General features: G+C 71.1%; 26 protein-coding genes. 17 read left to right on the top strand and 9 right to left on the bottom strand.

Going from position 1 to position 26,886, the window contains the following annotated elements; genetic code table 11:
• The first annotated feature begins 7 nt into the window (after nucleotides 1–7).
• From F1C76_08055 to F1C76_08075, 5 genes are all read left to right on the top strand, one after another.
• Nucleotides 8–1,126 (top strand): amidase, encoded by a 1,119-nt coding sequence (locus tag F1C76_08055; protein QNG39100.1) that lies wholly within the window; start codon nucleotides 8–10, stop codon nucleotides 1,124–1,126.
• A gap of 170 nt (nucleotides 1,127–1,296) precedes the next feature.
• Nucleotides 1,297–2,694, top strand: coding sequence for a DUF222 domain-containing protein (locus tag F1C76_08060; protein ID QNG36547.1), 1,398 nt, complete (start codon nucleotides 1,297–1,299; stop codon nucleotides 2,692–2,694).
• A gap of 107 nt (nucleotides 2,695–2,801) precedes the next feature.
• Nucleotides 2,802–3,275: a GNAT family N-acetyltransferase gene (locus F1C76_08065; GenBank protein ID QNG36548.1), complete on the top strand. Its 474-nt coding sequence runs from the start codon at nucleotides 2,802–2,804 to the stop codon at nucleotides 3,273–3,275.
• Between the two features lie 362 nt (nucleotides 3,276–3,637).
• Nucleotides 3,638–4,111 carry a hypothetical protein gene (locus tag F1C76_08070; protein ID QNG36549.1) on the top strand — a complete coding sequence of 158 codons (474 nt, stop codon included), beginning with the start codon at nucleotides 3,638–3,640 and terminating at the stop codon, nucleotides 4,109–4,111.
• A 308-nt stretch (nucleotides 4,112–4,419) separates the two neighbouring features.
• Nucleotides 4,420–4,977 carry a hypothetical protein gene (locus F1C76_08075; protein QNG36550.1) on the top strand — a complete coding sequence of 186 codons (558 nt, stop codon included), beginning with the start codon at nucleotides 4,420–4,422 and terminating at the stop codon, nucleotides 4,975–4,977.
• 156 nt (nucleotides 4,978–5,133) lie between these two features.
• Here the strand turns inward: F1C76_08075 and F1C76_08080 are convergent, their stop codons facing one another.
• The 5 genes from F1C76_08080 to F1C76_08100 all read right to left on the bottom strand — a co-directional run bounded on the left by F1C76_08080 (nucleotide 5,134) and on the right by F1C76_08100 (nucleotide 10,485).
• Nucleotides 5,134–5,694, bottom strand: a complete 561-nt coding sequence (locus F1C76_08080; protein ID QNG36551.1) for a hypothetical protein — start codon at nucleotides 5,692–5,694, stop codon at nucleotides 5,134–5,136.
• A gap of 840 nt (nucleotides 5,695–6,534) precedes the next feature.
• A complete protein-coding gene (locus F1C76_08085) occupies nucleotides 6,535–8,901 on the bottom strand; it encodes a hypothetical protein (protein QNG36552.1) in 2,367 nt (788 codons plus the stop codon).
• 314 nt (nucleotides 8,902–9,215) lie between these two features.
• Nucleotides 9,216–9,434 (bottom strand): type II toxin-antitoxin system PemK/MazF family toxin, encoded by a 219-nt coding sequence (locus tag F1C76_08090; protein ID QNG36553.1) that lies wholly within the window; start codon nucleotides 9,432–9,434, stop codon nucleotides 9,216–9,218.
• Nucleotides 9,421–9,666, bottom strand: a complete 246-nt coding sequence (locus F1C76_08095) for a hypothetical protein (GenBank protein QNG36554.1) — start codon at nucleotides 9,664–9,666, stop codon at nucleotides 9,421–9,423. The genes F1C76_08090 and F1C76_08095 overlap by 14 nt, the downstream gene beginning before the upstream one ends.
• Nucleotides 9,667–9,738: 72 nt before the next feature.
• Nucleotides 9,739–10,485: a FadR family transcriptional regulator gene (locus F1C76_08100; GenBank protein QNG36555.1), complete on the bottom strand. Its 747-nt coding sequence runs from the start codon at nucleotides 10,483–10,485 to the stop codon at nucleotides 9,739–9,741.
• Nucleotides 10,486–10,542: 57 nt separating this feature from the next.
• On the opposite strand from F1C76_08100, the gene wrbA reads away from it, so the two are divergent.
• The 5 genes from wrbA (at nucleotide 10,543) to F1C76_08125 (ending at nucleotide 15,256) form a co-directional block, all read left to right on the top strand.
• A complete protein-coding gene (gene wrbA / locus F1C76_08105; GenBank protein QNG36556.1) occupies nucleotides 10,543–11,157 on the top strand; it encodes an NAD(P)H:quinone oxidoreductase in 615 nt (204 codons plus the stop codon).
• On the top strand, nucleotides 11,154–11,774 hold the full coding sequence (locus tag F1C76_08110) for an isochorismatase family protein (GenBank protein ID QNG36557.1): 621 nt from the start codon (nucleotides 11,154–11,156) through the stop codon (nucleotides 11,772–11,774). Before wrbA ends, F1C76_08110 begins: the two co-directional genes overlap by 4 nt.
• A 40-nt stretch (nucleotides 11,775–11,814) precedes the next feature.
• The gene (locus tag F1C76_08115; GenBank protein ID QNG36558.1) at nucleotides 11,815–13,194 is read left to right on the top strand and encodes an MmgE/PrpD family protein; all 1,380 of its coding nucleotides are present in this window, start codon (nucleotides 11,815–11,817) and stop codon (nucleotides 13,192–13,194) included.
• A gap of 57 nt (nucleotides 13,195–13,251) precedes the next feature.
• Complete coding sequence (gene rutA / locus F1C76_08120) at nucleotides 13,252–14,304, top strand: pyrimidine utilization protein A (GenBank protein QNG36559.1); 1,053 nt, start codon at nucleotides 13,252–13,254, stop codon at nucleotides 14,302–14,304.
• Nucleotides 14,305–14,371: 67 nt separating this feature from the next.
• Complete coding sequence (locus F1C76_08125; GenBank protein QNG36560.1) at nucleotides 14,372–15,256, top strand: isocitrate lyase/PEP mutase family protein; 885 nt, start codon at nucleotides 14,372–14,374, stop codon at nucleotides 15,254–15,256.
• Nucleotide 15,257: 1 nt separating this feature from the next.
• Here the strand turns inward: F1C76_08125 and F1C76_08130 are convergent, their stop codons facing one another.
• Nucleotides 15,258–15,464 (bottom strand): hypothetical protein, encoded by a 207-nt coding sequence (locus F1C76_08130; GenBank protein ID QNG36561.1) that lies wholly within the window; start codon nucleotides 15,462–15,464, stop codon nucleotides 15,258–15,260.
• Nucleotides 15,465–15,567: 103 nt separating this feature from the next.
• Nucleotides 15,568–18,942, bottom strand: a complete 3,375-nt coding sequence (locus F1C76_08135; GenBank protein QNG36562.1) for a pyruvate carboxylase — start codon at nucleotides 18,940–18,942, stop codon at nucleotides 15,568–15,570.
• Between the two features lie 61 nt (nucleotides 18,943–19,003).
• On the opposite strand from F1C76_08135, the gene F1C76_08140 reads away from it, so the two are divergent.
• The 3 genes from F1C76_08140 to F1C76_08150 all read left to right on the top strand — a co-directional run bounded on the left by F1C76_08140 (nucleotide 19,004) and on the right by F1C76_08150 (nucleotide 21,323).
• The gene (locus F1C76_08140; GenBank protein ID QNG36563.1) at nucleotides 19,004–19,885 is read left to right on the top strand and encodes an SDR family NAD(P)-dependent oxidoreductase; all 882 of its coding nucleotides are present in this window, start codon (nucleotides 19,004–19,006) and stop codon (nucleotides 19,883–19,885) included.
• An 88-nt stretch (nucleotides 19,886–19,973) separates the two neighbouring features.
• Nucleotides 19,974–20,312, top strand: a complete 339-nt coding sequence (locus F1C76_08145) for a DUF1772 domain-containing protein (GenBank protein ID QNG39101.1) — start codon at nucleotides 19,974–19,976, stop codon at nucleotides 20,310–20,312.
• An 84-nt stretch (nucleotides 20,313–20,396) separates the two neighbouring features.
• Nucleotides 20,397–21,323 (top strand): DUF2236 domain-containing protein, encoded by a 927-nt coding sequence (locus tag F1C76_08150; protein ID QNG36564.1) that lies wholly within the window; start codon nucleotides 20,397–20,399, stop codon nucleotides 21,321–21,323.
• Nucleotides 21,324–21,326: 3 nt separating this feature from the next.
• Here the strand turns inward: F1C76_08150 and F1C76_08155 are convergent, their stop codons facing one another.
• Nucleotides 21,327–22,265, bottom strand: coding sequence for a TetR/AcrR family transcriptional regulator (locus F1C76_08155; protein ID QNG36565.1), 939 nt, complete (start codon nucleotides 22,263–22,265; stop codon nucleotides 21,327–21,329).
• Between F1C76_08155 and ilvA the strand changes: the two genes are divergently transcribed.
• The 3 genes from ilvA to F1C76_08170 are packed head-to-tail and all read left to right on the top strand — an operon-like array spanning nucleotide 22,023 to nucleotide 24,527.
• Nucleotides 22,023–23,273, top strand: a complete 1,251-nt coding sequence (gene ilvA / locus F1C76_08160; protein QNG36566.1) for a threonine ammonia-lyase IlvA — start codon at nucleotides 22,023–22,025, stop codon at nucleotides 23,271–23,273. The genes F1C76_08155 and ilvA overlap by 243 nt on opposite strands.
• A gap of 8 nt (nucleotides 23,274–23,281) precedes the next feature.
• Nucleotides 23,282–23,512, top strand: coding sequence for a hypothetical protein (locus tag F1C76_08165; GenBank protein QNG36567.1), 231 nt, complete (start codon nucleotides 23,282–23,284; stop codon nucleotides 23,510–23,512).
• A 25-nt stretch (nucleotides 23,513–23,537) separates the two neighbouring features.
• Nucleotides 23,538–24,527 carry a D-2-hydroxyacid dehydrogenase family protein gene (locus tag F1C76_08170; GenBank protein ID QNG36568.1) on the top strand — a complete coding sequence of 330 codons (990 nt, stop codon included), beginning with the start codon at nucleotides 23,538–23,540 and terminating at the stop codon, nucleotides 24,525–24,527.
• Between the two features lie 3 nt (nucleotides 24,528–24,530).
• Here the strand turns inward: F1C76_08170 and F1C76_08175 are convergent, their stop codons facing one another.
• A complete protein-coding gene (locus tag F1C76_08175) occupies nucleotides 24,531–25,565 on the bottom strand; it encodes an AraC family transcriptional regulator (protein ID QNG36569.1) in 1,035 nt (344 codons plus the stop codon).
• Between the two features lie 148 nt (nucleotides 25,566–25,713).
• Between F1C76_08175 and F1C76_08180 the strand changes: the two genes are divergently transcribed.
• A complete protein-coding gene (locus tag F1C76_08180) occupies nucleotides 25,714–26,856 on the top strand; it encodes an LLM class flavin-dependent oxidoreductase (protein ID QNG36570.1) in 1,143 nt (380 codons plus the stop codon).
• The last annotated feature ends 30 nt before the right edge of the window (nucleotides 26,857–26,886 follow it).

Raw genomic sequence — 26,886 nt, forward strand, 5'->3', positions numbered from 1 at the left:
GGCGGGTGTGCGGCTGGGCGTGAAGGACAACATCGACGTCGCCGGCGGCCCGACCACCTGCGGCTCGGCCTTCTTCGCTTCGCGCGTCCCCGCCGAGGACGCCGAGGTGGTGCGGCGGCTGACGTCTGCGGGCGCTTCTCTTGTGGCGACGCTGAACCTGAGCGAGTTCGCCGTCGGGGTGACCAACCAGAACTCCGCCGCCGGCCCGTGCCGGAACCCGTGGGACCTCTCCCGGATCCCCGGCGGGTCCTCGGGCGGATCGGGTGCCGCCGTCGCCGCGGGCGTCGTCGACTTGGCGCTGGGCACCGACACCGGCGGCTCGATCCGGCTGCCCGCGTCGGCCTGCGGGGTGGTCGGCCTGCGGCCGACGCACGGCTCGATCCCCATGGACGGCGTCTTCCCGGTCTGCGACGACGTGGACACGGTGGGGCCGCTCGCCCTTGACGTGGCCCTGGTCGCCCGGGCGCAGCGGGTGCTCACCGGGTCGTCCGCCCCACTGCCCGCCGCTGCTCCCCCGCGCCGCATCGGCCTGCCGGTGCAGCTGCTGCCCGACATCGACCCCGGGGTGCAGGCGGTGGTGGACGCCGCGGTGGCGGTGTTCGACGCCGAGGTCGTGCCGATCGAGGTCGAGGGCCTGCTGGACGCGCAGGACATCGTCTACACGCTGGTCTACGCCGATCTGGCCCGCATCCACGCCGCACGGCTCGCAGACGAGCCGGAGCGCTTCCACCCCGACACCCTCGTGCGGGTCGGCCTGGGCGTGGACATCACCGCCGACGAGCGCGCCGCCGCCGTCCTCGCCCGCCGCGCCCTGCAGAGCCGGATCTCGGCGGCCATGGACGGCGTCGACCTCGTCCTCACGCCGACCCTCCCGGTCGACGTCCCCCGCGCCGACCCCGACGACGTGCTGCGGGTGTCCCGCCGGCTGGGGCAGCTGACCTACCCGTGGTCGCTGCACGCCGGGCCGACCCTGGCGCTGCCGGTGGGGTTCCACCCGTCCTCCGGCATGCCGGTCGGAGTGCAACTGACCGCGCTGGAGGACGGCGAGGACGTGCTGTTCGCGGCCGGCCTGTGGTTCCAGGAGCGGACGACGTGGCACGCCGCGCGGCCGCCCCTGATCGCGTGAGCCCTCGGTCCGCGAGCCGTGCGACCCGACGGGGGCCGTGCGCAGCAGCTCGACCTCCCACGGATGGGCGGGGGAGCGAAACCGGCCGCTTGACCAGCACTTTCACCTGGATCTGAGCCCCTGAGTGCGGTACAATTCGTACAGGTGTTCGAGTGGGTCCGGGAGGTGTCATGGGGCTGGACGGGGGGTTCGACCCCTTCCCCGACGGCGGCACCTTCGCGCTGGACTCCCCGGCCGGTACCGCCACGATGGCTGCCCTCGCTGACGAGCGGGCCACCGAGAAGGCCGCGGCTCGCGAAGCTGCTCGACAGCTGTCGCTGCAGCTCCCCGATGACGTCGCCGACGTGCTGGCGATGGCGCTGCGACTCGTCGGCGTGGGCCCGCCCGAGGGCGGGGCGGCGGTGCAGGCCCCGGCACTTCTCGCCAGGGTGCGCGGCCTGACCCAGCTGGCCAGCGTCATCGACACCGCCCGCGTCCAGGCGGTGCGGTCAGCCGAGTGCGCCCAGGCGGCCGAGTTCGACGGCCACAAGTCCATGGCGTCCTGGCAGGTCGGCCACCTCAACGTGTCGAGTGCGACCGCCGCCCGCGCCGTCCGAGCCGGCCGCACCCTCGAGCAGCTGCCGACGTGGGCGGCTGCCGCCGCCTCGGGCCGGGTCACCCCCGACCAGACCGCGATCGTGGCCAAGGTGGCGACCCACGCGCGGCTGGCGGTTGCCGCTGAGATGGGCGCGGACGTGGGCGAGATCGAGCGCGCCCTGCTCGACACCGCCACGGGGACCACACCCGAGGCGCTGCCCGCGGTGACGAAGCGGCTGCTGGACTGGATCGACCCCGACGGGTGCGAGCCCGACCCCACCCAGCAGCGCGAACTGCACCTGACCCCGTCGGTCGGCGGGGGCGGCACCATCCACGGCCGCCTCGACGCGGTGGGCTTCGAGAAGGTGTCCACCGTCCTGACCGCGTTCCAACAGACGGGCCGGGTCGCCGACGACGACCGCAACCACGCCCAGCAGATGGGCGACGCCCTCGTGCAGCTGGCCGACGCGCAGCTGGCCTGCGGCGACGACGTGCCGATGATGCGCAAGCACCGCGCCCAGATCGCGGCCACCATCTCCGCCGAGGACCTTCTCGACACCGAGGTCGTGAGCGACGCCGCTCGCCTCGGATCCGGCCAGGTCGTCTCCAACACCGCAGCGCAGCAGCTGTCCTGCGACTCGATCATCACCCGGGTGCTCTTCGGCCCCGACGGGATGCCGCTCAACATCGGCCGCGCCCAACGCCTGGTCCCCGCCCACATCCGCAAGGCCGCCGAAGCCCGCGACGGAGGGTGCGTCTTCGCCGGCTGCTCAGCCCCCACCTGGTGGTGCGACGCCCACCACGTCCTCGAGTGGATAGCCGACCACGGCGAGACATCGGTCGAGAACACCGCGTTGCTGTGCGAGAGGCACCACACAAAGGTGCACCACGGGTTCTCGATCAGATGGGATCCCGATGACCGTCGATGGCGGACCTACCGGGAGAGCGGAAACGAGATCGTCGTCGGGTCGCAGACCCGGCCGAGCCCCTAGACCGGAGCACAGTCCGGCCGGGCGTACCTACGCCGCCGTTGGGTGTCCGCAGACGACCGTCCATCGGGACGGCTGAGGCGAGAACAACGTCCCATAGGTTGATCAACATGACGGTGGACCGATCGCTCGAGGAGATCACCCCGGACAACATCGGTGACGCGCTGAGCATCGAGGTGCGGGAAGACCAGAAGCCAGCGGTCTCGCCGGTCGCGAACTCCCTGGCGGAGGCCTACGCGTTCGGAGAGCGCGCCTGGCCCCGGCTGATCCGGTGCGACGGGAACGCGGTCGGTTTCCTCATGGCGTTCTTGGACTTCGACTTCAACTACGCCCGGGAAATGGCGGAGCCCGACCTCCGCTCCGGGCTGTGGCGGCTCAACATCGCCGCGGCACACCAAGGGCGAGGCCATGGCCGGTACGCCGTGGCCGCCGTTGCCGCGGAGCTCCGCCGCCGAGGCACTCCGCGCCTCACGACGACCTGGCACGTCGGGGACGCCAGCCCTGAGCTCTTCTACCTGGGGCTGGGGTTCTCGCCCACTGGAGAGATGAGCGGAGGTGAGCGCGTGGGTGAGCTCGAGCTCTGAGCCCGAGCAGTTGGTCTCGGCAGACGAGTGCGCGTCGTGCGACCAGGGGTACCGGGCGCCCACCTGCTGAATTGACTGGTCACGACCGTCCAGCGGACGGGGGCGGAAAGGCGGTCTCACCGACGTCGAATGCGAATGATGCTGTCCCCATGGAGCCGCAGGGACCTACGTACGAACAAGACCCGGCGGCAGCAGACTGGGTTCAGCCGCGGCTCACCGGGCCCTGGGGAACCGTCACCGGCACAGTCCCCAGCGGTTACCCCTCCTACGTCAGGCTTCTGCACCCCGCCAGCTCAGCGACCTGGTCAGACGTCGCCCTTGAGCTCGGCACACTCATACACCCCACGGTCCAGTGGCACCGGTTGTCCGGCGCATCCGACCCTCTCGACTCCAACACCTCCCGTCGGCCAGATCTGGCCCCAGCTCACGGCCACCTCGTCGCTGCAGCCCTCACACCGCTCACTCGACTGCTGGCCGAGCACACCAGTACCCCGCGCGACTGCTGGTTCTGCACGTGGACCGGTTACAGCTGGAGCAGTCCCACCGGCCGCTACGTGGTCCACCCCGGCCGTGAATACGTCCTGGGCCGAGGACCCATCACAGCGGCACTGGGCAACGGAGAACACCTGACCCCGGACTGGTTCCAACCCCAGTCGCCGAACCTGTGGTGGCCCGAGGACCGCGCCTGGTTCGTCGGCACCGAGATCGACTTCGACTCCACCCTCATTGCCTGCACCACCGACCTCGCCGCAGCCCTCCTCGAGGGACCCGACCTCGAGACACTCCCGGTCAAGTCAGAGGACTCGCTGCGATACGACGCCGACCTGCTGAACTGACCGGTCACGACCGTCTACCGGACGTCCCGCTCTCTGCGTCCCCGCTTTCGTGACAGGGTCGTCGTGCGGGTTGCTGTCCGGGACGGGGAACGGTCGGAGGAGGTTCCATGGCGTCTGCGGCTGACCTTCGTCGTCGGTGGCTGGAACCTGGAGCGCCGGCGCTCGGCCGAGCGGTGGGGCGTTGGCTGACCGGGCGCGGCGAGCGGCCGGACGGGTTGGCCGACGTCTCCGGACGTACCGACCTGCGTGGTCTGTCACTGTCGGTGCTGCCCACCACGGTGGGTGACAGCGAAGCAGCTGGGGCACCCGTGACCTGGGAGTCCCTGGACCTGCGTGGCGCCGACGTCGCCGAGCTCCGCTTGTTCGACGCCCGCATGCAGGACTGCCTGTTCGACCGGGCCAACTGCGCGGGATGGCGGGTGTGGGTCACCCGGGTCGAGGACTGCTCCTTCGTCCGCGCCGACCTGCGGAGCAGGGGGCTGGGCGGAGGCGGGCCCTGGAGGGGACGCACCACCACCTGGCGGCGGGTCGACTTCAGTCGCGCACGACTGGCGGAGTCACACTTCGTCGGCTGCGCACTGCACTCGTCCACCTTCGACACCCCTGGACCCCGACTGGTGATCGAGGACTGCGCCGTCACCGACCTCGTCGTCCGCGGGGAAGCCCGCACGATGATCGTCACCGGAGTAGTGGACCAAGCACATCCGCCCGGGTCGCGGTCGTTCACCGCGGATCTCTCGGCTGCCACGTTCCGGGACACCCACGTCATCGGCTACCCCTGGACGGGGTCACCCCGCCCCGACAGGACGACGTCCGCCTCATCCGCGATCTACCGGCGGCCCTGCCGGGCCTGCTCACAGCCCTGAGGACCCAGGACGACGACGGTCGCCTCCTCGCAGCGGTCTGGGAGAGGTGGCTCAGGCATCCGGGCCGACCCGGCACCGACCTCCTGCTGGACCTGGATGGTGATCCCCGCACCGCGGCCGCCGTGGACGCAGCCATCGCGTCCGGACGATGACCGTCTACTGGGACGCAGACGCTCCAGAGAGGATCAGGTCCGCATGGATCTCGGGACGCTCCCGTGCCATGTAGGCGTCCTCGTGAGCCATGTCTACAGCCCATTGCTCCCGGGACGCTTCGCCGTCCCGCGCGATGCCCCTGGCCAGACGTTCGGCGCGGGGCGTGTCGATCCAGATCGAGTAGGCCAGGAACGGTCGAAAAACCAGTCGAGAGGCCGAGACGCCCTCCAGGATCACTACCGGGACTGGCTTAATCTCGACGCGCCCATCAAGGCGCCCGCCCGCCCAGTCGTAGGGCCTGAAGGCGACGGGCTTCCCCTCGCGCAGTGGAGACAGGACCTCCTCGATGACCCGTGGCCACCAGTCCAAGGGAGACGCCGGTGTCGCGAAGTGGTCGGTGTGCACCACGGGAGCCCCACCGAGCGCCTCGGCCAACAGCGCGGCCAGGGTTGTCTTGCCAGACCCACCAGGGCCATCAATCGCCACCACCGACACCGGCGATCTGGGGGTGCGTTCGAGCACATCGCGCACCTGCTCGACCACCGCGGACACGTCAAAGCTCACCACCTCAGTCTGCCGAGCAACGGCCGCGCCGTGACCCTCGCCAGCACTCCTGGGGCAAATGTCCCCAAGCCCGACCGCAAACCACCGACTAACGGAACTCATCCCGGTCATGACGGAGCAACTAGACCACCTGAGTCTGGTCCGTGAAGCTGGGGCGGTGACTGCCGCAGCTCGCAACGCCCCACCTGCCCTCGTGCGAACCGCGTTCAGCACGCAAAAGGCGTGGGATGCCGTGCAACAAGCTTTTTGCACACCATCCCCGGACGGCTTCCTCCCCTACGTCGAGTACGTGGACGACCCCGCTTATGACCAGATGTCACCGTCTGAGGTCCTTACCCATCTCCCTGGGAGCGAACGGTCCGTGGTCTTCCTCGCAGATGCCGTCACGGAGACGAGCCCCGAACTTCTCGTGCTCGCTCTGCGCCCAGGCACACAGCCTGTGGCCTCCTTCCGCCTGCCTCCGGCTCAAGCGTGGTCCGTCGAGAACAACTTGACCCTCGCCAACATGGACTGGGATGACTTCACTGGTGCCGTAGATGCAGAAAACGTCTACCGAGGCTTCTGACCGTTCACCACCGTTTAGCGGGACGTGGCCCCGTCTGGCTGCCAGTCAGTACGAGGTCATGAACCACAAAGGTCCGTCTTCGCGGACCTCCGAATGAACCACTAGGCCCCGATCTCCATGGGGTCGAGCTTGAGCTCTTCGATTGGCTCCGCCATCCGGCGCAGGAGGTGTGGCAGATCGTCCAGCGCGTTGGCGAGGCTCAGATGGCGGGTAGGCCAGCTAGGGCGAGCCACCCAACGAGTGTCGATGACGACCGCCCCTCACACGAGACTCGTTCAGACCGGGTCGCCGTCGGCGTCGGCAAGCGCCGGGATGTCATCGTCGTGATCGACTGACTCCGGGTTGGCAACAGCAGTGGCAGCCAACCTCCTCAACTTCGTTTCAAGCGACCGTCGCTCGGACGCGAAGTCCGGGTCCGCAATTTGCGCCTCAGCGGAGGCCATTAGAGCGATGGCATCTTCCAAGACCTTTAGCGACCCCGAAAGCCGATAAAGCACCTCGCCGACTTGCCCCATAACTCGGTAGTTGTACCGATCTTTCGGAGAACGTGCTACGCAGGAACGTATCAGGCGCTCGGCCTCTAGCACCATAGCCAGGCGGTCTTCTGGCATTAGGGATGATTTCTGCTCAGCTCTTGCGATTGCGAGTAAAGCCCGGTACCGCTCGATGATCTGATCCTGCCCTAGATCGCGCCGGCTCACCTGAATTGCACGATCAGCGTCATCCAGGCTTCCCTGGTCAATCAGCAGGCGAACCAGGCGGCGACGGGGTATGCGCTCACCTGGCACCTTCGCGATCAGCTTCTCCAGGAGTTGGACGCGTTCGTCGACATCGATCAGCCGATTGATTCCCATATCATGGGAAGCGATGGAGCGAGCCGTTTCCATCTCTAGATGGATCGTTGGATTGAGCCCATCGATCAGGCGAGTAAGTAGGCCCAGCAGCTCAACCTGGTCGGCGTATTTGTAGGTCGCGATTACCTGAGCGATCACGTCATGACGGGTGACCCACCCGTACAACCCCATACGCACATCTACGTCGTACTCGTCAACGACTTCCTCCATCTGACCAAGCAGGGTCTGAACACCCCCCGCCTCAAGGCCGAGTAGCCGCATGATCAGCTGTCTGTGAACCCGACCACCCATGGACTGCAGCACTGCAACGTGCCTATACACGGTCTGGGACGACTCATCGAGATCAGCGAACTCTTGCAAGAGAATTTCATCAAGTCTCTCGTTCGCGAAAATGTTCTTCAGACAAACGAACATGTCTGCATTACACCGGTCACGGAGCCTGCGGATTTTGTCCTTGTGCCCAAGGTGGAGAAAGTCATGATTAACGAGCTGCCTGATACTCGCGACCCTGTCAACCAGGTTGACCATTTCGCTAATATCACCGTCGGTGAGCAGCGAGATTTTTTCTATGGAACCACGGCTGTAGAAGTAGCTGGATTTCATCTTGGTCCGCCACTGTGCGGCGTTGACCGTGACCACGATCCGTAGATGGGGTCGAGCAATCGCGCCGAGGCCGTCTACGAGGCGGTTGAGCGCAGCCATGTTCTGCGCACAGTCATCGACCAGGAGGATCCCCTGCCGGTTTGCACTGCGGAGCCGAGCCTCGACCTCCAGCCATGCGTGAGCGTCTAACGGAAAGTTATTGAGATGCTCCCAACAGCTGAAACCTTGACTCAATCGGGAGTACATCAAGCGCCGGGCGAGGGAGGTTTTCCCAACGCCCGCAGCGCCTGAGAGGACTAAAAAGAAGCTCCGCACACCTGAATCCTGGGTCTGCTTAAGCCGCGTCTCCACTGCCCTGCTGATCGTCAGACCGGCCTTGATATCCGCATAAGTTGCGGGTGAACCATTGAAGAGCCTGCCAGGATTTGGAGCAAGATTGGAAGCGTGCTTTGCGTCCATCGTTGAAGTAGCAAGTCCTGGGGGCAACGCGTCCACCTCGGCGCTTTCCGCCTTAAACGCTGGGTGCAACTTCCCCTGCTGCTTGTCGAGCTCGTGCAGGAATGCTTCGAAGCTACCGCCCGCAACCTGGATGCCCCGTTGCTCGAAGAGCTGTGCTCGGCTCTCCTCGTAGTCGTAGGCCAGTAGAAAGACGCGACCTTGTACGCCCTGAGTCCGAAGCGCCGCAACATCTTTCGCCATTGCTCGCAAGTGGTGGTCACGAAGCGACTGACCGATTATGAGCGTGTCGCCGGTGTACATATTCGTGCGCAACGCATCGAACATGCTTTGTCGATATTCGGCGAACGAGTCATAGTCATTCTCAGTCAGCAGCATACGCGAATTGCTGCCATCCGCTGTGTCTTGGGAAACGCAGCCGTGCATCTTGTAGAGCACAACGTCAGTATGGGAGCCCGTTCTGGACGTGTACTCGTAGTTTGACCTGACTACGCGTAAGTCTCGCCCCGCAAGCCGGTATGACTCCTCCACTAGCCGGTCGAAGTTGGTAGTGAAGATGGCACGCCAGGAAAAGGCAGGGAGCGCAAGCATGCCTTGGGTTGGCGTCAAGTTCTGAAGCCTGATCCTGAGGGCGGAAACCAAATCTTTACGTCCGTGTCGGTTTTCATATAGACCACAGACTTCGGCGAGGTCATCGCTGCCGGACCCGGCCGGCAACCGCTCGGCCAACTGAGTTGCCAATTGAGGCCCCGATGGTGCCCCAGAGGAAATTGACGCCCCAGCGCCTAAGAATAGGGAGGTCTGCGATGGGGTGATAAGAGAGACCAGATCCTCAAGTTTCACACTGTCCCCCGCCAGGCTATTGCGATACCGACACGTCCACTTGTGGACCCTAGGGCACGTCAAGGGCTGGGCCTAAGAGGGGTGCCTTGAAGATCCACTCATCCCAGTGCTTCACGAATTCGGCAGCCGACGCTGCCACCCCTCGGCTTAATCGTCCTCCAGCGAGCTGCCTCCTGTCTGCTGCGTGAGCCGAACCGAGCTCAGCGCGGTGTCCGAAGACCGTAGTGGGTCAGCCCGGCGTCTGCGGTCAGCGCGATGTGTGTGGCCGCCGGACCAGAAGTGCCGGTCACCGGCACGACCGCGACGTGACCCAGACGGCTGTTGAGGGCGTTGACGCTCAGCACCACGGCGGGGTGCCGGCCGAAGTCAGGGAAGTCGACGTCCCAGACCTCCCCACGGAACGGCTCAGGAAGCGGCACCGGTGGCCTCGCCACCGTCCGCGGGACGTGCCCGTCGCACCCCGATCGGCAGGGGCACGGGCTGGTCGCCGTAAAAGTCGGTCACGCTGCGGGCCATCCGCTCCTCGGCGGCCCGCTGGCGCAGCATCGCCGACGCCGCGCACACGATCTCGGTGCGCGCGCTCATCCCCAGCACCGCGGAGTCCTTCCGGAGAGCAGCCACCAGGTCGGAGTCGAGGCGGGCCTGCCACACCTCGGTGGTCCCGCGGCCGTCGTCCTGCGCCCACGACCTGTCGTACCGCGCGGTGCTGTCGAGGGGAGGCGGTCAGCCCCGGCTCAGCCGGTCCATCTGCTCGTACGCCCCCGTCAGGTGGTCCAGGTGGCGCCGCATCGCAGTGGTGGCCCCGTCGGAGTCGCGCGCAGCAACCAGGTCGTGCAGCTCCGCGTGGTCGTCCGCCACACACGCCCAGAACCCGTCCGGCGCGTGGTCCCGCCCGAAGCGCGTCCCCAGCACCCGGAACAGCGGTGCTGTGATCACCTCCAGCAGCGGGTTACCGGTGGCCCGCAGCAGGACCAGGTGGAAGTCCTGGTTGGCCGCGTAGGTGGCCTCACCCACGGCGGTGGCGGGGTCGAACTCCGCCCGGCGCAGGTCGTCGAGGTGCTCGTCGGTCCGGTGCAGCGCGGCCTCGCCGGCCGCGGGCACCTCGAGGATGTGCCGGGTGGCCATCAGCTGCGCCACGGTCACCCGCTCGGCAGCCGCCATGAGGGCGACGCCTGTCTCCAGGTGGGCACTGATGTGCCCGATCGTGGGCACGCTGACGAAACTGCCGCCGCTGACCCCGCGGGTGGTCTGGATCAGGTTCTGGCTGGCCAGCGAGCGCAGTGCCTCGCGGACCGTCGACCGGCCGACCCCGAAGTCCGCGGACAGCTCCTGCTCGGCGGGCAGTCGAGCGCCGGGGGCCAGGTCGCCCGACAGGATCCGGGCCCGGATCTGCTCGGCCAGCACGGCGTACGCGGGTCCCGCCGGCGCACCGCTGGTCACGGCGGCCAGTCTGCCAGCGGAGCGGTTCACACAGCGTTGACAGGCCAGGCGTTGACGACGGCAATCGTCTGACAGTTGGATGAGGCCGTGCCCGTCACCCCCCGCGTCGCCGTCGTCTTCTACTCCTCCACCGGCAACCTGGCCGCGATGGCGCAGGCCATCGGCAAGGGCGCGGAGGAGCAGGGCGCCGAGGTGCGGCTGCGCATCGTCCCCGAGCTCGCCCCGCCGGCCGCCATCGCGGCCAACCCGAAGTGGCAGGCCTTCGTCGACGCCGCGGAGTACGAGACCGCCACCCTCGACGACCTCGAGTGGGCCAACGGCCTGGCGCTCGGCAGCCCCACCCGCTTCGGCCTCCCCGCCGGCCAGCTCAAGGAGTTCCTCGACACCACCGGCGGCCTCTGGTTCCAGGGCAAGCTCGCCGACAAGGTGGGCACCGCCTTCACCAGCGCCTCCACCGGCCACGGCGGCCTCGAGTCGACGATCCTGGCGATGAACAACGTGCTCTACCACTGGGGCTCGCTCGTCCTGCCCCTCGGCTACGGCGAGCGGCACCTGATGAAGGAGTCGGGCAACCCCTACGGCGGCTCCTTCGTCTCCCGCTCCGGCGCGGCTCCCGACGACGTCGCCCTGGAGGCGTGCCGGCTCCAGGGCGTGCGCCTCGCGAACTTCGCCGGCTACGTCGCGAGCGGGCTGGCCGGGTGAGCACGCCCGAGGCGGTGACCGTCGGCGTCGGCCGGCTGGACTCCACCGAGCGCCCCGGCCTGGTGATGGTCGACTGCCAGCGGCTGTTCACCCTCGGCGGCGACCCCGGGACGGCGCTGGGCGCGGCGGCCGAGACCTGCGGCGCCGTCGTCGCCGCTGCCCGGGAGGCCGCCGTCCCCGTCGTCTGGCTGCGGGTGGTCTTCGACGAGGGCGAGGACCTCGGCCCGGTCTGGACGGCGAAGGCCCCCGCGCTCACCCAGCTGCGCCCCGGCGCCGAGCTGGCCGAGTTCGACCCCCGCACCGGCTACCGCCACGGCGACACCGTCGTGACCAAGAAGCGCGCCTCGGGCTTCGTGCGCACCGACCTGGACGACGTCCTCCGCGGCCTGGGCGTGCAGACCCTCGCCGTCGCCGGGTTCACCACCGCCGGGTGCGTCCGCGCCACCGTGGTCGACGCCGCCTCGCTCGACTACTCCCCCGTCGTCCTCGCCGACGCCATGGCCGACCGCTCGCAGCCCATCCACGACGCGGCCCTGGTCGACCTGGACGCCCGGTACGCCGACGTCGTGGCCGACGGGGTCGCCTGGTTCCACGCGCTCAGGGGTTCCGCCGCGTAAACGTCTGACCTATGGTCGCCGTCACAGACAGGAGGGGTCGATGAGCACAGCAGCACTCGCCCGCCAGGTCGCCGACGCGGTCGTCTCGATCGGTCCGGACGACGTCCCACCCGAGGTCCTGGACCGCGCCCGGCACCTGGTGCTCGATGCCGTCGGCCTCGCGTACGCCGCCACCGCGCACCGGTTCCCCTCCGTGGCCGCCGAGGCGCTGGAGTCCCTGGGCAGCGGCGACCACCCGGTGCTGGGCATGAAGACCCGCCTGTCACCGCGGGACGCCGCCGTCCTCAACGGCGTCCTGGTGCACGGCCTGGACTTCGACGACACCCACATCGGCGCGGTCACCCACGTCTCGGCGTCCGCCCTGCCCGCCGCCCTGAGTGCCGCCGTCGCCGCCGACGCCACCACCCGCGACCTGCTGCTGGCCTACGTGCTCGGTGTCGAGGTCGCCGCCCGGGTGGGCCTGGCCGGGGCCGGGGCGTTCCACGACCTGGGCTTCCACCCCACCGCGCTGGCCGGCGCGTTCGGCGCCGCGGTGGCTGCTGGCAAGGTCGCCGGGCTCGATGCCGACCAACTCGTCGCCGCGCAGGGCGTGGTCGGCTCGATGGCCGCCGGGTTGCTGGAGTTCCTCGAGGACGGCGCCTGGACCAAGCGGCTGCACCCCGGCTGGGCCGCGCAGAGCGGGCTGACCGCGGCCGCCTTCGCCAAGGCCGGCTGGACCGGGCCCGCCGCGGTCTACGAGGGCCGGTTCGGGCTGTTCGCCACCCACCTCGCCGGCCGGGACACCCACCCCGAGCTCGTCGCCGAGAGCCTGGGCACCCGGTGGGAGACCGCGGAGACGGCGGTCAAGCCCTACCCGGTCTGCCATTTCGCGCACGCCTTCGCCGACGCCGCGCTCTCCCTGCGCGAGCAGCACGGGCTCACCGCCGCCGACGTGGCCGGCATCCGCTGCGCCATCCACCCGGTGCCCGGCAAGGTCGTCTGCGAGCCGGCGGCCGCCAAGTGGGCCCCGCGCGACGAGTACGACGCCAAGTTCTCGCTGCCCTACATCGTGGCGACCACGCTGGCCCGTGGTCGGTTCACCCTGGCCGAGCTCGAGGAGTCGGCGCTGCGCGACCCCGAGGTGCTGGCGCTGACCCGGCTGGTCGACGTCGTCCCCGACCCCGACAGCGCCTTCCCCACCGCCTACTCCGGCTGGGTCGAGGTGACCACCACCGACGGCCGGGTGCTCACCCACCGCGAGCAGGTCAACCGCGGGCACGCCGACCGACCGCTCACCAACGCCGACGTCGTCCTCAAGTACCGCGAGTCGATGGCCCCGGTCGCCGACGAGGCGACCACCGAACGGGTGCTGGCCGCCGTCCTCGCCCTCGGGGACGACACCCCCGCCCGCACGTTCGCCGAGGCCTGCGCCGCCGGCTGACCCCCAGACCCCGGCAGCGACGCCGGCCCACCCCACCTTCTAGCCCCAGGAGCAGGCATGGACTTCGGCGTCTTCATCCCGATCGGCAACAACGGCTGGCTCATCAGCGAGAACGCCCCGCAGTACAAGCCCTCCTTCGAGCTGAACAAGCGGATCGTGCAGGAGGCCGAGGCGCAGGACTTCGCCTTCGCGCTGTCGATGATCAAGCTGCGCGGGTTCGGGGGGAAGACCGAGTTCTGGGACCACAACCTGGAGTCCTTCACCCTCATGGCCGGCCTCGCCGCGGTCACGTCGACGATCAAGCTCTACGCATCGACGGCCGTCCTCACCCTGCCGCCGGCACTGGTCGCCCGGATGGCCACCACCATCGACTCGATCGCCCCCGGCCGGTTCGGGGTCAACATCGTGTCGGGCTGGGCGTCGGGTGAGTACGCGCAGATGGGCCTGTGGCCCGGCGACGACTACTTCGGCTACCGCTACGACTACTCCACCGAGTACGTGAAGGTCATGCAGGACCTCTGGGAGACCGGCACCTGCGACCTGGACGGCCAGTACTTCCAGATGACCGACTGCAAGCTGTCGCCCCAGCCCAGCAGCCACATCGACGTCGTCTGCGCCGGGCAGAGCGAGCGCGGCATGCAGTTCTGCGCCGAGTACGGCGACTACAACTTCATCCTCTCCCCGGGCGTGAACACCCCTGAGACCTACCGCGAGCCCACCGAGAAGCTGGCCGCGGCCGCTGCGAAGACCGGCCGGGACGTCGGGTCCCTGCCGCTGTTCATGGCGATCATCGCCGACACCGACGAGGAGGCGCAGGCCAAGTGGAAGAGCTACCACGACGGCGCTGACCTGGCCGCGCTCGGTTACATGAGCGACGAGGGCGCCAAGGACACCACCGCCGACGAGGGCGGGACGGCGCGCACGATCAACCTCCCCGAGGGCGCGGTCAACTTCAACATGGCCACCCTGGTCGGCTCCCCCGAGACCGTCGCCCGGCAGATCGACGAGGTCGCCAAGATGCAGGGCGTCAAGGGGATGATGTTCACCTTCGACGACTTCGAGCAGGGCGTGAAGACCTTCGGCGAGAAGGTCAAGCCCCTGCTCGGCTGAGCCGCCGGCGGGGCTCCCGTCCCCCCGTGCGGGAGCCCCGTCGGCCCACTCCTCGGAAGGACCCCTCGTGACCTCGTTCGTCGCCCCCCGCCCGAACCCACGCGCCCGGCTGCGTGAGCTGCTGGCCGCTCCCGGCCCGCTGATCGCGCCCGGCGCCTACGACGCGTTGAGCGCCCGACTGGTCCAGCAGGCCGGTTTCGACGTGGTCTACATGACCGGCTTCGGGACGTCGGCCTCGCTGCTCGGGCGGCCGGACGTCGGCCTGCTCGGCGGTGCGGAGATGACCGACAACGCCCGGCGGATGGCCCAGGCCGTCGACGTCCCGCTCATCGCCGACGCCGACACCGGGTACGGCAACGCGCTCAACGTCGTCCGCACCGTGCGGGAGTACGAGCAGGCCGGCGTCGCCGGGCTGCAGCTGGAGGACCAGGTCTCGCCCAAGCGCTGCGGGCACATGACCGGCAAGGCCGTCGTGGACGTCGAGGAGGCCGTGTCGAAGGTCCGGGCCGCGGTCGCCGCCCGCACCGACCCCGACCTGGTGGTCATCGCCCGCACCGACGTCGCCCAGGTCGAGGGCACCCGGGCCGCGATCGACCGGGCGCTGCGGTTCGCCGACGCCGGTGCCGACGTGCTCTTCGTCGAGGCGCCGCGGACGGCCGAGGACGTCGAGCTGGTCGCCACCGAGCTGAAGGGCCACCACCTGCTCTTCAACTGGGTCGAGGGCGGGGCCACCGAGGGCCTGACCATGGACACCGTCGCCGAGCTGGGCTTCTCCCTGGTGCTCTTCCCCATCAGCACGCTGCTGGCCGCCACGCACGCCATGCAGGCCGCGCTGTCGACGCTGAAGCAGACGTCCTCGACCGCGGGCGCCCCGATGGGCGACTTCGACGGGTTCCTGCAGACCATCGGCCTGCCCGAGCTCCGCGCCGACGAGGCCCGCTTCGCGAGCTGAGTCAGGCGCGGCGGCTGCCGAGCACGCCGCAGACGGTGAGGACGTCGAGGCGCTGCTGGTCGGGGCGGGCGCGGAGCCACGCGGGCTCGGTCCGGGAGAGGAAGCGGGTGACGACGCGGACGGCGAGGTCGTCCGCGCCGGGCACCGCGGCGCGCTGGAGCCGACCGAACACCGTGCCGAGGTGGTCGACGGGGACTGCTGCTGTCACGTGCTGACCTCCGAGCTGAGGGCTCCCACCGGTGGGGCGGGACCAGCGTGCGACATGCGGAACAGGATCGTCCCCAGCTGACCGGCGTGATCACCCGGACGGGTCAGCCCAGCACCACCAGCAGGTCACCACCCTCCACCTGCTGCACCGTGCTGATCGCCAGGCGCGCGACGGTGCCCGCCTGCGGGGCGGTGATGCCCGCCTCCATCTTCATCGCCTCGATCGTGGCCACGGTGTCCCCGGCAGCCACCTCGTCGCCCTCGGCCACCTGCAGGGTGACCACGCCGGCGAACGGCGCCGCGATCTCCCCGGGCTTCGCGCGGTCGGCCTTCTCCGCGGCCTTCACCGCCGAGTCCACCGACCGGTCGCGCACGCTCACCGGGCGCAGCTGGCCGTTCAGCGTGCACATCACGGTGCGCATGCCGCGCTCGTCGGCGTCGCTGACCGCCTCGATGCCGATCAGCAGCCGCACCCCGGGCTCCAGGTCGACGGCGTGCTCGACGCCGCGCCGCAGCCCGTAGAGGAACTCCTTGCTGGGCAGCACCGAGGTGTCGCCGTAGGTCTCCCGGTGGGTGTCGAACTCCGCCGTCGGGCCGGGGAACAGCAGCCGGTTCAGCGTCGGCCGGGGGGTGTCGCGCAGGCCGTCGAGGTCGTCGTCGGACAGCTCGGCCGCCGGGGCCGCCGCCCGCCGTCCCTCCAGGGCCTTGGAGCGGAACGGCTCGGGCCAGCCGCCGGGCGGGTCGCCCAGCTCGCCGCGCAGGAACCCGACCACCGAGTCCGGGACGTCGAACTTCCCGGGGTCCTCGGCGAACGCGGTGACGTCGACCCCGGCACCCACGAGCTGCAGGGCCAGGTCACCGACCACCTTGGACGACGGGGTGACCTTCACCAGGTGGCCGAGCAGCCGGTCGGCCGCGGCGTAGGCGTCCTCGACCTCCTCGAACCGCTGGCCCAGGCCCAGCGCGATCGCCTGCTGCCGCAGGTTGGACAGCTGCCCGCCGGGGATCTCGTGCGTGTAGACCCGTCCCGTGGGCGAGGGCAGGCCCGACTCGAACGGCGCGTAGACCCGCCGGACGGCCTCCCAGTACGGCTCCAGGTCGTTGACCGCGGCCAGGTCCAGGCCCGTCGCGTACGGGGTGTGGTCGGTCGCGGCCACGATCGCGCTGAGCGGGGGCTGCGACGTGGTGCCGGCCATCGACGCGACGGCACCGTCGACGGCGTCCACGCCGGCCTGCCAGGCCGCCATCAGCGTGGCGAGCTGGCCGCCCGCGGTGTCGTGGGTGTGCAGGTGCACCGGCAGGTCGAACCGCTCGCGCAGGGCCGTGACCAGCGTGGCGGCGGCCGGCGGGCGGAGCAGGCCGGCCATGTCCTTGATCGCCAGCACGTGGGCACCGGCCCCGACGATCTCCTCGGCCAGCCGCAGGTAGTAGTCCAGCGTGTACAGCTGCTCGGCCGGGTCGGACAGGTCGCCGGTGTAGCAGAGCGCCACCTCGGCCAGCGCCGTCCCGGTGTCGCGGACGGCCTGGATCGCCGGGTGCATCTGGGACACGTCGTTGAGCGCGTCGAACACCCGGAACACGTCGATGCCGGTGCGCGCGGCCTCGTGCACGAACGTCTCGGTCACCTGGGTCGGGTAGGGCGTGTAGCCCACGGTGTTGCGCCCGCGCAGCAGCATCTGCAGCGCGATGTTCGGCACCGCCTCGCGCAGCGCGGCCAGCCGCTCCCACGGGTCCTCGTGCAGGAAGCGCAGCGCGACGTCGTAGGTCGCCCCGCCCCAGGCCTCCAGGCTGAGCAGCTGCGGCGTCGTCCGGGCGACGTGCGGGGCGACGGCCAGCAGGTCCTTGGTGCGCACCCGGGTGGCCAGCAGCGACTGGTGCGCGTCGCGGAAGGTGGTGTCGGTGACCGCCAGCGCGGTCTGCGCGCGCAGGTCGGCGGCGAACTGCTCCGGGCCGACGGCGAGCAGCCGCTGCCGGGAGCCCTCGGGCGGGGTGCCCACCAGCTCGACCTGCGGGAGCTTCTCGGTGGGGTCGACCAGGTGCGGGCGCTCGCCGTGCGGCTCGTTGACCGTGACGTCGGCGAGGTAGGCCAGCAGCCGGGTGCCGCGGTCGGCGGACTGCCGGGCGGTGAGCAGCTCGGGCCGCTCCTCGATGAACGACGTCGTCACCCGGCCGGCCCGGAAGTCGGGGTCGTCGAGCACGGCCTGCAGGAACGGGATGTTGGTGGAGACGCCGCGGATGCGGAACTCGGCGACCGCACGGCGGGCCCGGGCGACGGCGAGGTCGAAGTCCCGGCCGCGGCAGGTGAGCTTGACCAGCATCGAGTCGAAGTGCGCGCCGACCTCGGCACCCAGCGACGAGCCGCCGTCCAGTCGCACCCCGGCGCCCCCGGGCGAGCGGTAGGCGGTGATCCGCCCGGTGTCGGGGCGGAACCCGTTGGCCGGGTCCTCGGTGGTGATCCGGCACTGCAGCGCGGCCCCGCGCAGCACGACGGTGTCCTGGCTGAGCCCGAGGTCGGCCAGCGACTCCCCGGAGGCGATCCGCAGCTGGGACTGCACCAGGTCGACGTCGGTCACCTCCTCGGTGACCGTGTGCTCGACCTGGATGCGCGGGTTCATCTCGATGAACACGTGCTTGCCGCTCTCGTCGAGCAGGAACTCGACCGTGCCGGCGCAGGTGTAGTCGATGGCCTTGGCGAACGCGACGGCATCGGCGCACATCCGCTCGCGCAGCTCGGCCGGCAGGTTCGGCGCGGGGGCCAGCTCGATGACCTTCTGGTGCCGGCGCTGCACCGAGCAGTCGCGCTCGAACAGGTGGATCACGTTGCCCTGGGTGTCGGCGAGGATCTGCACCTCGATGTGCCGCGGGTTCACCACCGCCTGCTCGATGAACACCGTGGCGTCGCCGAACGCCGACTCCGCCTCGCGCATCGCGGCCTCGATCGAGCTGCGCAGCGCGCCCTGCTCGTCGACCTTGCGCATCCCGCGCCCGCCGCCCCCGGCGACCGCCTTCACGAACAGCGGGTAGGCCATGTCGGCGGCCTGCTCGCGCAGCGCGTCGACGTCGTCCGTCGGTTCGGTGGAACCCAGCACCGGCAGCCCGGCGGCCTTCGCCGCGGCGATCGCCCGGGCCTTGTTGCCGGTCAGCTCCAGCACCGCGGCGCTCGGCCCGACGAAGGTGATCCCGGCATCGGCGCAGGCCGCGGCCAGGTCGGGGTTCTCCGACAGGAAGCCGTACCCGGGGTACACGGCGTCCGCCCCGGCGCGCTTGGCGGCTGCGACCACCCCGGCCACGTCGAGGTAGGCGCGCACCGGGTGCCCGGGCTCGCCGATCTCGTAGGACTCGTCGGCCTTGAGCCGGTGCACCGAGTTCCGGTCCTCGTGCGGGAACACCGCGACCGTGCCGGCGCCGAGCTCGTAGGCGGCGCGGAACGCCCGGACGGCGATCTCCCCGCGGTTGGCGACCAGGACCTTCTGGAACACGGACACTCCCGGGGACGGTGAACGGGTGTGGGCACGGTAGCGGGCCGGGTAGCGGACGGGAGTGACTCCGAATCGCACTGCCCTGGTGACCGGCGCCTCCAGCGGGATCGGCCGGGCCACCGCGCTGCTCCTCGCCGAGCAGGGCGCCCGCCTGGTGCTCCTGGCCCGCAGCGCCACCACCCTCGAGCAGGCCGCGGCCGACTGTCGTGCCGCCGGGGCCACCGACGTCGTCGTCGAGGCCTGCGACGTCAACGACCGGGCCGGGCTGGGGGACGTCGTCCGTCGGTCGGTCGAGCGGTTCGGCTCCCTGGACCTGGTCGTGCACGCCGCGACCGTGATGGCCTACGGCGACGTGGAGGACCTGCGCGCCGAGGTGTTCGAGCAGGTCGTGGACACCGCGATCCACGGGACGGCGAACGTCGCCCGCCCGGTGCTGGCCCAGTTCCGCCGCCAGGGCCGCGGCGACCTCGTCGTCGTCAGCTCGCTGCTGGCCTCGATCACCGCGCCCACGATGGGCGCCTACGCCACCGCCAAGTGGGGCCAGCTCGGGCTGGTGCGCACCCTGCAGCAGGAGACCCGCGACGTGCCGGCGATCCACGTCAGCGCTGTCTCCCCGGGCGGGGTCAACACCCCGATCTACTACCAGGCCGCGACCGTGCTCGGGAACACCGGACACCCGCCGCCCCCGGTCTACAGCCCCCGCCGGGTGGGCCAGGCGATCCTCGCCGTGGTCGAGAACCCGCGGCGGCTCAAGCAGTCCGGCATCGCCAACCCGCTGATCATCGCCGGCTACCGGCTGGTGCCGCCGGTGTTCGACGCCCTGGTCGGTCCGTTGCTCAAGGTGTTCGGGATGAGCCGGGACTCCGTGCCCGCCAGCGACGGGAACGTGTTCGCGCCGGTGCCGGAGAACGAGGCCACCACCGGCCCCTGGCGCGACATCTGACCCCTACGGTGGGTGCGTGCTGGCTGAGCTGACGGCGGTGGCCTGCGCGCTGGTGGGCGGGGTGTTCTTCGCGTTCAGCGGGTTCGTGATGGCCGCGCTGCGCCGACTGACCGACGACGCGGGCTCGGCGGCGATGCGGGCGGTGAACGTGACCGCCGTCCGGCCGCCGTTGATGGTCGCGCTGTTCGGGACGGCGGCCGCCTGCGTCGCCGTCCTGGTGACCGGGCCGTCGGCGCTGCAGGTGGCCGGTGCCGCGGTCTACCTGGTCGGCACCGTGGGCGTGACGGTCGCGGCGAACGTGCCGCTGAACGACGCCCTGGAGCGCGACGCCGCCACCTGGCCGCGCTACCGGCGCACGTGGACCCGCTGGAACCACCTGCGGACGGCGGCCGCACTCGCCGCCGCCGTCCTGCTCGTCGTCGACTGACAGCTCAGCGTCGTCCGGGCCAGCCGCGGAGCACCGTCAGCCGTCACTCGGCGGGACCGGGCGCGGAACCCGCACGATGGAGGCGTGTTCCTGCTCAGCGACCTCGCCGACTCCGCCCGGGCCTCCTTCCGCGGTCGGGTCTCCGGCGACCCCACCGGCGCGCCGGACTGGGTGCGCGAGATCGGCACGGTCGGCGAGGGTGACGGCTGGTTCGACCCCGACGGCGTGGTGTGGCGGGTGCACGGCGACCTGTCCACGCTGGTCGGCGGGGTGGCGGCCCTGCTCGGGCAGGGCGCGCATCCGCTGGCTCTGGCCGGCGTGCAGCGGCACTCGGCCTACCGCGAGGACCCCTGGAAGCGGCTGGCCGGCACGGCCCGCTGGCTGGTGGTCAGCACCTTCGGCTCGGCCCAGCTCGCCGAGCGCGAGTCGGCCCGGGTGCGCGGCATGCACCGTCGGGTGAAGGGCGTCATCGAGGACGGCCGGGCCTACTCCGCGGGCGACCCCGACCTGCTGCGCTGGGTGCACCTGGCCTTCACCGACGCGTTCCTGGCCGCGCAGACCGCGGTGGGCCGGGACATGAGCCGGTTCGGCCCGCGCTGGGCCGACACCTACGTCGGGGAGTGGGCCGTCACCGCCGAGCGGCTGGGCGCCACCGACCTGCCGCACACCGAGGCCGAGCTGGCCGAGGCGCTCGCCGCCTACGCCCCGACCCTGGAGCCGGTGCCCGCGGACCTGCTGGCCTTCCTCTCCGCCCCGCCCGGGCTGGGGGCCGCCGAGCGCGTCGTCTACTCCGGGTTCTCCGGCGGCGCCGCGCTGCTGGTCTCCCCCACCATCGCCCCGCTGGCCGGTGTGCCCGGGCGGGCGGTGCGCGGGCTGCGCGAGCGCGGGCAGCTCGCCGTCACCCGCGCCCAGCTCCGCGGCCTCAGCCTCGCCCTGGGCTCGCACAGCCCGTCGGAGGAGGCCGCCCGCTGGCGGCTGGGCACCGGCCCCACCCCCGCCTGGGCCGCCTGACCCTCAGCCGCAGGAGGCCAGCACCTGGCTGCAGCGCTCGGCCACCGGCGGCCCGGCGACCGGGGTGCCGGCCCAGGAGGCGAGGCGACCGGCGTCCATCGCCAACCGCATCTCGGTGACCAGGTGCGCGGCGACCCGTTCGGGGTCGGTGCGCACGCCGGGGTGGTCGCAACCGGCGAGCGCACGGGCCAGCTCGGCCTCGGTGCGGGCCTGCCCGTCCCGCTCCCAGTGCCGCAGCACCGGCTGGTTCAGCAGGTCCTCCAGCACGCGCCGGTTCGCGGGGTCGGCCATCGCACCGAGGTGCCGCTCCACGGCAGCGGTCAGCAGGCCCAGCACGGCCCCGACCGGCACGTCCGGGCCCAGGGCCGGGAGGTCGCGGACGGCCAGCAGCTCCCACGGGCACCGGTCGGCGAAGAACAAGGCCTGCTTCTGCGGGAAGTGGTTGAACACGGTGGCCACGGCGACGTCCGCGGTCTCGGCCACGAGCGCCACCGGGGTGTGGGCGAACCCCCGCTCGGCGAAGAGGGTCTGCGCGGCGGTGACGATGTCGCTTCTCGTACGGGCCGATCTGCGCGCCCAGCGGCCGGTCTCGGTCACGTCACCCCCTGCGTCTGTCGATCTGCACGCGGAGCGTAAGCGTCTGTGATCCACGTCGCAGGTGGGCCACCGGGGACGGCACCCCCGGGGGCACGGGGGAGGATGTCCGCCGTGACCTCCTCCTTCTCCGCCGAGGTCGAGGCTGCCGTCGGGCGGCTGGCCGGCGTCGCGACGCCGACCCCCGTGCAGCGCAACGCCCGGCTCTCGGCCCTCACCGGCGCCGACGTCTGGTTCAAGCGGGAGGACCTGCAGGTCGGCCGCTCGTACAAGGTGCGCGGGGCCTACAACACGATCGCCCAGCTCGGCCGTGGCGGCACCGCCGTCACCGCCAGCGCCGGCAACCACGGCCAGGGCTTCGCCTACGCCTGCAAGACCCTCGGCGTGCAGGGCCACGTCTTCGTGCCCGGGACGACGCCGAAGCAGAAGCGCCAGCGGATCGCCGCGCTCGGTGGGGACGCCGTGACCCTGGTCGTCGAGGGCGACACCTACGACGACGCCGCCCGGGCCGCGGCCGAGCACGCCGCCACCACCGGGGCGACCCTGGTGCCGGCCTTCGACGCGCTGTCCACCGTCGCCGGCCAGGCCACCGTGGCCGTGGAGTTCCTGGCCCAGCTGCCCGTGGTGCCCGACGTCGTCGTCCTGCCGGTGGGCGGCGGCGGCCTGCTCGCCGGCTGCGCCACCTGGCTGGCCGAGCACGCCCCGGGCACCCGGGTGGTCGGTGTCGAGCCGGTCGGCGCGGCGAACATGGCCGCGGCGCTCGCGGCCGGGGAACCGGTGACGCTGGAGCAGATCGAGACGTTCGTCGACGGCGCCGCGGTGCGCCGGGCCGGCAACGTCACCTACCCGCTGGTGCGCGACTCCGGCGCCGAGCTGGTCACCGTGCCCGAGGGCCAGATCTGCACCGAGATGCTGGAGCTGTACCAGGTCGACGGGGTGATCGCCGAGCCCGCCGGTGCGCTGGCCAGCGCCGCGCTGACCGGGGGCGCCGTCGTCGTCGAGCCGGGGCAGACGGTGCTCTGCGTGCTGAGCGGGGGCAACAACGACGTCAGCCGGTACGCCGAGGTGGTCGAGCGCTCCCTGGTGCACCGCGGGCTCAAGCACTACTTCCTGGTCGAGTTCCCGCAGGAGCCCGGCGCGCTGCGCCGCTTCCTCGACGAGGTGCTCGGGCCCGACGACGACATCGTGCTGTTCGAGTACGTCAAGCGGGACAACCGGGAGACCGGCGCCGCGCTGACCGGCATCGAGCTGGGCAGCGTCGACGGCCTGGCCCCGCTGCTGGCCCGGATCGAGGCCGGCCCGCTCAAGATCGAGCACCTGGCACCCGGGACGACGGCCTACCGCTTCCTGGTCTGAGGGACCCCGTGGCCGGCTCCCCGACGGGCTTCGGGCACCGCGCGCTGGCCGGTGGCGAGGTGGAGATCACCCACCACGGGCGGGTCGCCACCACGCTGCGGGGTGCCGCGGCACAGCGGTTCCTCGCCGAGCTGGCCGCCGGTGCGGACGCCCAGCAGCTCATGGCCCGGGCGACGGGCAACTACCGCCGGGGCAACGAGCGCACCGCCCGCCAGCACCCGCGCAACCGGGGTCGCTGAGGGGGGAGCGGGGTGCGCTGAGCGGATGGCGGACCGGGACGGCGGCCGGTTGGCTGACGCGGTGACCCCACGCCTGCTCGTGCTCGACGACCGCGAGGGCCTGCTGCGCGACTCCCCGGGCGGGCGGCGGCTGACCGAGCTCGCCGACACCCGGTTCCTCGACGTCCCCCTGGCCGACGTGCCCGACGCCGAGCTCGTGGGCGTCACCGCGATCGTCACGATCCGGGAGCGCACCCGGCTGGACGCCGGCACCCTGGCCCGCTTCCCGGACCTGGGGATCGTGCTGCAGACCGGTGGCCACGCCTACCACGTCGACCTCGCCGAGACCGCCCGCCGCGGCATCCCGGTGACCCTCTGGCGCACCAGCGCCGCGCCCGAGGCGGCGATGCGCGAACTGACGTTCGGGCTGGCCATCGCCGCGCTGCGCCGGTTCCCGGAGGCCACCCGGGCCTTCGACGCCGGTGCCTGGCCACCGCTGCTGGGCGGCACGCTGGCCGGCCGACGGCTCGGGGTGCTCGGCATGGGCCGGCAGGGCCGCGCCGTCGCCGAGCTCGGCCGGGCGTTCGGCATGGACGTGGTCGCCTGGGCCCGGCCGGGCGGTGCACCCGCCACCGACGACGTCCCCCGGCTGGACCTGGACGAGCTGCTGGCCACCACCGACGTGCTGAGCGTCAACCTGCGGCTGACCGATGAGTCCCGCGGGCTGCTGGACCGCGACCGGCTGCGGGAGATGAAGCCGGGCTCGGTGCTGGTCAACACCGCCCGCGGGGCGATCGTGGACGAGGTGGCGCTGGCCGAGGTGCTCCGCGACGGCCCGCTGCGGGCGGCCGGGCTCGACGTGTTCGCCGTCGAGCCGCTGCCCGCGGACTCGCCGCTGCGCACGCTGCCCAACGTCGTCCTGGCCCCGCACGTGGGCTGGGTGGTCGAGGAGACCTTCGCCGAGTTCGCCCAGAACGTCGCCGACCAGTACGCCGACCACCTCGCCGGCCGGCTCCCGGCGTCCGAACTGGCCTGATGCTCAGCGGTGCGTGCGCAGCGCCGTCCGCACCGTCTCGGACGGCGACTCCCCGAACTGGGCCCGGTACTGCCCGGCGAAGCGGCCCAGGTGGGCGAACCCCCAGCGCAGCGCCACGTCGGTGACCGACCGGTCGCCCGCGGTCTCGGTCAGCTCGGCGCGCACCCGGTCCAGCCGCACCTTGCGCAGGTAGGCCAGCGGCGCCATGCCCACGGTCTCCCGGAACCCGGCCTGCAGCGCCCGCGCCCCGACCCCGGCCACCCGGGTCATGTCGACGAGCGTGAGCGGCTGGTCGGGGTGGGCGTCGATGAGCTCCACCACCGCGCCGACCCGGGTGCGCTGCGCCGGCGCCGTAGGGGTGGCCAGCTGCGCGGAGTGCTCGTGCGGGACGGCGAGCAGCACCTGGGTCATCACGAACGCCTCGAGCTGGTCCCGGGCCAGCGGTGAGGTGGCCAGGCCACCGGGCCGGGCGAGCTCGCCGCGCAGGAAGTGCACCGCGGACACCAGGTTGCGTCCGGCCGCACGGGTCAGGTCCACGGTCAGGTGGAAGTCGATCGGCCCGCCCACCGGTCGCCCGAGCAGCCCGGCGAGGTGGTCCTCCAGCTGCCGGCGGGGCAGCTTGATCGCGTACTGCACGGCCTCGGGCGACCAGCGCACCGTGAACGGAGACAGCGGCCCGAAGAGCACCCCACGCCGGCCGCCCGACGTCGCCGCCGTCCGGCCACCCTGGCTGACCTGGGTGGCGCCGCCCAGGGTGAGGTTCAGGTGGTAGCAGTCGAGCATCGCCGGGACGAGCAGTTCGGCGTCCGCGCCGTAGTTCAGGTGACCGACGGTCAGCTTGTGCGACTGCAGGAAGTTCAGCGTGAAGTCCAGCGGCCGGCCGTCCCGGGAGCGCAGGTCGTGCGGGATGTAGACGTCGGTGATGGCGGCCTGCGCCTCGGCCAGGTCCGACGTGCGCACCAGCCGGGAGGCCGGCAGCACCGCGTGTCCTGGGTCACCCACACGAGCAGTGCACGGTACGACGGCCCCGGCGTCCATCCGCTGAGCGCACATCCCTGTCCGCTGGACGACCCCACTTCGTCCAGCGGACGACGGTCGTCGTCCGGCGGATCGTGCGGCCCGGTGCCCGGTGCCCACGATGCCGGGGACGGGTGGCACGCAGCCACCCCCGACGTGGAGGTCGACGATGACCCTTCCCATGCACCAGGCCGACGGACTGCTGGGCCACTACAAGCCCACCACCGACAACCCGGTCTTCAACGACCAGAAGCTCAAGCTGGGCATCTTCTCCAGCAACTGCTCCGGCGGCGTGATCATGAGCGACGCCCCCACCGACTTCCGGGTCACCTGGGACCAGCAGCTCGACATCGCCCGCACCGCCGACCAGCTGGGTCTCGAGGCGATGGTGCCGGTCGGCCGGTGGACCGGGTTCGGGGGCAACACCGACTTCAACGGGGTCTGCTACGAGACCTACACGTGGGCCGCGGGGCTGGCCCAGGCGACGGAGAACATCGGCATCTTCACCACCACCCACGTGCCGACCGTGCACCCGATCGTCGCGGCGAAGATGGCCGCCACCATCGACCACATCTCCGGCGGCCGGTTCGGGATGAACCTGGTCATGGGCTGGTTCACCCCCGAGATGGAGCTGTTCGGCAAGAAGCAGCTCGAGCACGACGAGCGCTACGCCTACGGCCAGGAGTGGCTGGACTTCGCGATGAGGCTCTGGAACGAGGAGGGCACCTTCGACGTCGACGGGAAGTACTTCACCTCCAAGGGCGCCAAGGCCTTCCCCAAGCCGATCCAGGACCCCCGCCCGGCCCTGCTCAACGCCGGCGCCTCACCGGCCGGGCAGGACTTCTCGGCCAAGAACGTCGACATCAACCTCATCGCGCTGCCCACCGAGGAGGCCCCGGCCTACGTCAAGGGCATCAAGGCGCTGGCCAACGACACCTACGAGCGCGACATCGACGTCTGGACGTACTGCCTGGTGATCTGCCGGGAGACCGAGAAGGAGGCCAAGGCGGCCCAGCAGGCGATCATCGACGCCGGCGACTGGCCCGGGGCCAACATCATCATGGACGTGCTCGGCATCCAGTCGCAGTCCTTCGGCTCGCAGATCAAGCAGTTCCAGGAGCGCTTCATCGCCGGCTGGGGCGGCCCGAACCTCGTCGGCACCCCCGAGCAGGTGGCCGAGCAGTTCCACGAGCTGTCCGAGTCCGGCATGGGCGGGGCGATCTTCGGCTTCCACGACTACGCGAAGGAGCTGAAGGAGTTCGGCGCCGAGGTGCTGCCGATCATGCAGAAGAACGGCCTCCGGCACGCCTGACCACCCTCACCCACGACTCGCCGCCCTCAC

It is taken from the genome of Geodermatophilaceae bacterium NBWT11 (assembly GCA_014218215.1).
In the GTDB taxonomy this organism is placed as follows: domain Bacteria; phylum Actinomycetota; class Actinomycetes; order Mycobacteriales; family Geodermatophilaceae; genus Klenkia.